The sequence below is a fragment of the Pedobacter sp. HMWF019 genome, from assembly GCF_003061025.1.
GTDB lineage: Bacteria > Bacteroidota > Bacteroidia > Sphingobacteriales > Sphingobacteriaceae > Pedobacter.
Genome location: NZ_QAIL01000313.1, coordinates 1 through 5,701, shown reverse-complemented (window position 1 = coordinate 5,701; position 5,701 = coordinate 1). Strand labels below are relative to the sequence as shown.

General features: G+C 39.1%; 3 protein-coding genes. 2 read left to right on the top strand and 1 reads right to left on the bottom strand.

All coding sequences use genetic code 11. The annotated features are described in order from the left end of the window. Nucleotides 1–151 precede the first annotated feature (151 nt). Together DBR11_RS17585 and DBR11_RS17580 are read left to right on the top strand one after the other, a co-directional pair. A complete protein-coding gene (locus DBR11_RS17585; RefSeq protein WP_158275316.1) occupies nucleotides 152–955 on the top strand; it encodes a DUF4249 domain-containing protein in 804 nt (267 codons plus the stop codon). Between the two features lie 225 nt (nucleotides 956–1,180). Continuing rightward, a complete protein-coding gene (locus tag DBR11_RS17580; RefSeq protein WP_158275315.1) occupies nucleotides 1,181–3,856 on the top strand; it encodes an outer membrane beta-barrel protein in 2,676 nt (891 codons plus the stop codon). A 15-nt stretch (nucleotides 3,857–3,871) separates the two neighbouring features. Here DBR11_RS17580 and ettA read toward each other — a convergent pair whose 3' ends face one another. Next, nucleotides 3,872–5,548, bottom strand: a complete 1,677-nt coding sequence (gene ettA, locus DBR11_RS17575) for an energy-dependent translational throttle protein EttA (protein ID WP_108553949.1) — start codon at nucleotides 5,546–5,548, stop codon at nucleotides 3,872–3,874. Nucleotides 5,549–5,701 lie beyond the last annotated feature (153 nt).

Genomic DNA, 5,701 nt, shown 5'->3' with positions numbered 1-5,701 from the left:
ATGGCAGACAAAACGCCTATGAGATCAGGTTCAAAGACAAAGAAAATGATCCGAGTCAAACCGTTGCTGAACAAACCTCTCTTTTCAGGTTTATACCTTCGGTTTCTTACAATTTTAAATTTTAATGAGAAGAAAAGTAAATCTTACACAGATGAAAAAAGTTATAAAATTTAGTCTTTTAGGTATGTTTTCGATACTGATCTGGTCTTGCCAGAAAATAATAGATATAGGTCCCAAAGAAAATAAACCAACTTATGTTGTAGAGGGCAGGATTACCAATGAACCAGGTGTGTGCAAAGTGTTTGTGAGTAAAACAAAGGACTTGAACGACAACAACCAGTTTGAAGGAATGAGCGGAGCCGTTGTAAAAATAGAAAACAACGGAACCAGTACAGTTCTTCCTGAAACCAGTAAGGGGGTGTATGAGGTTAGTACAATTCAGGGAATGCCAGGACAAACCTATCATTTAAATGTTCAGGTAGAAGGACAAACTTTTACTGCCTCGAGCACTATGCCTGAATTGGTCCCTTTAATTGATGCTTATATTAAATCTGGGGACTTCGATCCTCAAAGTACGATTGTTACCGTCAGATACAAGGATACTCCTAATGTGAAGAACTATTATTGGTTCAGGAAATACATTAATGACAAAAATCAGAAAGGCTACGATCTGCTTAATGATGATTTTACCCCAGGTACAGAAGTAAGCGAAAGACTATCCTTTGTGAATGAAACAAATGATAAAGTCAATGATCTAAAAAGAGGAGATCATTTAAGGGTTGAAATGTCGTGCATTGATGCATCAGTTTACACCTATCTGAACAGTCTTTATGGGGCTTACGGCGGTGGCAATAATGGTGCAGCTCCTGCGAATCCGATTACTAATCTGAGTGGTGGTGCACTGGGATTTTTCAGTGCGCATACCTTGCAGTCCAAAACGGTTACTATTCCATAAGATATTACTTTTAATTTCCTTTTAATTGAGCATGGTTTTGTTGGGATCAACATCATCATGCTTTTTTGTTTAACTTTATAAGAGCGCCCAGGTAAGAAATAGTGTCTTTATGGAATGCTGAAAATTTTAAAGTTTTTTATTATGTTCGCATAGTATGAATTGCCTGAAACATCGTCAGACTCTAAAACTATTGTAACTTTATATTCATAAATTGTGCTGATGCCGATGAACAGGTTTTTAAAATCATATGTAAATCTATATCGTTACAAAGGCCTCATCTTTATAACTGCAATTCATCTATTTTGCATTTCTAATGTAATTGCCCAGTCTAACTATAAACTTACCGGGATTGTAAGAGATTCGTTGAATCACCCCGTTCCAGATGCAGGCATACAAATTATTACGGGTACTGATACGCTTAAAGGAACAGCTGATTACAGAGGTAAATTTACCGTGATTGGTATTGTGACGTCCGAAATCTACCTAACCATAAATGCGATGGGGTATTTGCCTTTCAGCCGGAAATACACGTTCAGTCCGGAGCAAAGAAATATTGCCATACAAGCGATAATGGAAAAGGATGTCAATACGCTTAAAGAAGTAGTCATTAAAGCAAAAGTTATTCCTATACGGTTAATGAAAGACACGGTAGAATACAATGCAGCAGCCTATACGGTTAGAGAGACTGACCGGGTTGAAGATCTGTTGCGGCAGCTTCCGGGCATTAACGTTGATAATGACGGTAAAGTGACCGCAATGGGTAGGTCAATGACTAAGTTAAGGGTAAACGGAGAAGACTTTTTTACCAATAATGTAAAGGATTTTATTGCTCAGCTTCCTGCAGACATGGTTGCAAAGGTACAGGTAATCAATGACTATGGAGATGAAGCGAATTTCACCGGCGTGAAGACAGGTGCTTCAGAGAAAATGTTGAACCTGGTGACTAAACCAGGACGTAATAAGGGAAATTTCGGTAATACTGCAGTAAACGGGGGAACGAATGATAGATATGGTTTGCAAACTAATGCTAACCTATGGCGAGAGAAAAAGCAGATTGGCGTAAAGGGAAATATCATCAGTACGAATAATTCTGCTGGTGTGAACAGAACGATCAGTACAGGGGCTAATTACCGGGATAAATTGAGTCCGGATTTGACAGCGAGTGTGAGTTATTCCTTTGATAACGTCAGAAATCAAACACATCAGCTGGATTTTGTACAGACTCTGAATTCTCTGGGTACCATATTTACGACTAATGATAACGAAAGAACTGTAAAAAGTAGCAAGCATAATTTAAACTGGAACATTCAATCTGTTAAAGAGAAAAGCTATCTGCAGGCGGGTATAATTGGCACTTTTTTGAATACAAATAATCAATATATGGGTGGTTCAAATCAAACTGGTATCATCCGGCAGGATCAGTTTAACAATACCTTAACTAAGGAATATACGCCCGATTTTAATGCCAATATAGCCTGGGCTTATCGTTTTGATAAGCCTGGAAGAAATCTTTCTTTAGGGATAACAGCGAAAAACGGGACGAGCGATTTATCAGAAAACCTGGATAGCCGTACGGGTTACTATGAACCAGGGCAGCAAACGGTAGCAAAAGATTCTGTTTTGAACCGGCTGGTAGATACCCGGAACCGATCTCAGAATATAGGTGGGAGCTTTAGGTTTAGCGAGCCTATTGGAAGCAGTCAAAATGCCTCTTCCAGTCGTAACGTGGATATTTATTACAATTTTCAGATGGAAACAAATGATAATAATTTATTGACACGCATTAATAATCATACCGTAAATGGCAGGATTGTAGACTCACTTAGTACAAAATACACTTCAAAATTTATCTCGCATTTAATTGGAGTAAGTTATAGATTTGGTTCAGATGACCTGACCTATAGTTTAGGGATGACAGCACAACCTAATCTGCTTATTGTTGATAACGAGCAACCCGTTAGCCAGATCCATCATGCAGGATTTAACCTTGCTCCAGTGGTCAATTTAAGTCTGATTCTTTCCCAGAAAACGAGTATCACCTTTTTATACAATGGAAGTAGTGTAGCTCCAAATCTTGCTCAACTGCAGCCAGTACCTAATACCAGAAATTTACAGAATATAGTGATTGGAAATCCAAATCTCCGTTCAACTTTCAATCACAATTCCAGCTTAACCTATCAGAACAGTAATCCGATTAATGGAAGGGCATTAATGTTAGGTATCAACTCTAATTTTGTACAGGATCAGGTGGTGAGTAATGTCATCCTGAAGCCAGACACATTGAACAGTTTGAAGCAGGAAACTCATTTTGAGAACGCCAATGGAACTTATGGAATTGATGCTCTGTATTCCTGGTCAAAACCTTTTGTAGAGAATAAATTTAATGTAGAGTTTCGCGGAAGTGTGGGCTTTGCGAATAATGTGTCCTATACAGATAATATCCTGAACAACAACAGAGGTTTTAATTTCTCTCAGGCTGCTATGCTGAGGATGAATCAGAAGGGGATTACACTAAGCACGGATGCAAATTACACTTATAGCAGCAATAGATATTCTCTGCCTACGGGTGTATTAAAAGACATTCAGATCTATGAATTTAATGTCAATTTAAAAACATTTATTACACCTACCATATCTATTGGACTGGATGGTTCCAAGCGAGTTAATATTGGTTATGCTGTAGATGCTAAGAATCCACTCATCATTAACACCAGCATTCAAAAAACATTCTTTAAAAAGCAACAGGCTACTTTAAAGCTCCAGGCATATGATCTTTTTAATCAAGGAAATTCTTTGATTCGAAGTGTTGTAGATAATTCCATCACAGATAGTAGAAATACTCAGATCACCAGGTATTTACAGTTGAGTTTTAGCATTAACCTCCAACAATTTGGAGGTTAATGCCAATAGACTTAATTAAACGAGTTTTTTATATTTAATACGATGTGGAGTAACATCTCCCAATCGTTTTTTGCGATTTTCTTCGTACTCACTGTAGTTACCTTCAAAGAAGTAAACCTGCGAGTCGCCCTCAAAAGCTAAAATATGTGTGCAAATGCGGTCAAGGAACCATCTGTCGTGACTGATCACTACCGCACAACCACCAAAATTTTCTAAGGCTTCTTCCAATGCTCTCAGTGTATTTACATCTATATCATTGGTTGGCTCATCGAGTAAGAGCACATTGGCACCTTTTTTCAGGGTAATGGCCAGGTGCACCCGGTTTCTTTCCCCTCCTGAAAGGATACCTACTTTCTTTTGCTGGTCTCCGCCATTGAAATTGAATTTAGATACATAGGCACGTCCGTTCACTGCTTTGTTGCCCAGCTGGATATTGTCTAAGCCGTCAGTGATGTTTTCATATACCGTTTTGTTTGGATCCAGGTCATTGTGCATCTGGTCTACATAACCCAAAGCAACCGTTTCACCAACACGGAAAGTTCCTGTATCTGGTGTTTCCTGTTCTGTAATTAGGCGAAACAAAGTTGTCTTTCCGGCACCGTTTGGTCCGATAATCCCAACAATTCCTGCAGGAGGAAGAGAGAAACTTAGATTTTCGAACAGAATTTTATCACCATAGGCCTTAGTTACATTGTTGGCCTCAATAACTACATTGCCTAATCTTGGACCTGCTGGGATGAAAAGTTCCAGTTTGTCTTCACGTTCTTTAGAGTCTTCAGATGCCAGTTTGTCGTAGTTTGATAGACGGGCCTTTGATTTTGCATGTCTCGCTTTTGGAGCCATTCTGACCCATTCCAACTCCCGTTCTAATGTCTTCTGGCGCTTACTTTCTGTTTTTTCTTCCTGAGCTAAACGTTTTGCCTTCTGATCAAGCCATGATGAATAATTTCCTTTCCAAGGAATGCCTTCACCTCTGTCCAGTTCGAGAATCCATCCTGCAACATTATCAAGGAAATACCTGTCGTGTGTTACAGCAATAACAGTTCCTTTATAATTCTGAAGGAATTGCTCCAGCCAGTCAATGCTTTCTGCATCCAGGTGATTGGTTGGCTCATCCAGTAATAAAACGTCTGGTTCCTGTAACAGCAATCTGCACATGGCAACACGTCTGCGCTCACCACCAGATAGTACGCCGATTTTTGTGTCAGGATCAGGGCAACGAAGCGCATCCATCGCACGCTCCAGTTTAGAATCCAATTCCCAGGCATTAACGGCATCAATTTTATCCTGAAGCTCACCCTGGCGAGCCATCAATTTATCCATCTTATCCGCATCAGAATAATTCTCTTCTAAACCGAATGCTTCATTAACTTCTTCGTATTCTTTTAAAATGGCGGTAATTTCAGCTACTCCTTCTTCCACAACTTCCCGCACAGTTTTATTCTCATCCAGCTCGGGTTCCTGTGCAAGATAACCTACAGAATAACCCGGAGAGAATACAACCTCACCCTGGAAAGATTTATCAAGGCCGGCTATAATCTTTAATAAAGATGATTTTCCTGAGCCGTTCAGACCAATAACGCCTATTTTTGCGCCATAAAAAAAGGAAAGGTATATGTTTTTTAGTACTTGCTTCTGAGGGGGGTAAATCTTATTCACCCCCGCCATTGAAAATATAATCTTTTCGTCCATGCTTGTTATTTCGTTGTATTAGATACGTTTTTAATAAAAAAGGCAAAGTTTCGGTTTGTTAAAACGACCAACATGTCAAGCTTCCTGTTGACATAGCCCTGTATTTATTGCAAAGATAAGAAAGGAAAGTCAGTAAAAATTTGTGTATTTGAT

What these genes read in the sequence shown, in the direction of transcription:
- DBR11_RS17585 (WP_158275316.1), top strand. Translation starts at nt 152, where the DNA reads ATGAAAAAAGTTATAAAATTTAGTCTTTTAGGTATGTTTTCGATACTG.
- ettA (WP_108553949.1), bottom strand. Translation starts at nt 5,548, where the DNA reads ATGGACGAAAAGATTATATTTTCAATGGCGGGGGTGAATAAGATTTAC.
- DBR11_RS17580 (WP_158275315.1), top strand. Translation starts at nt 1,181, where the DNA reads ATGAACAGGTTTTTAAAATCATATGTAAATCTATATCGTTACAAAGGC.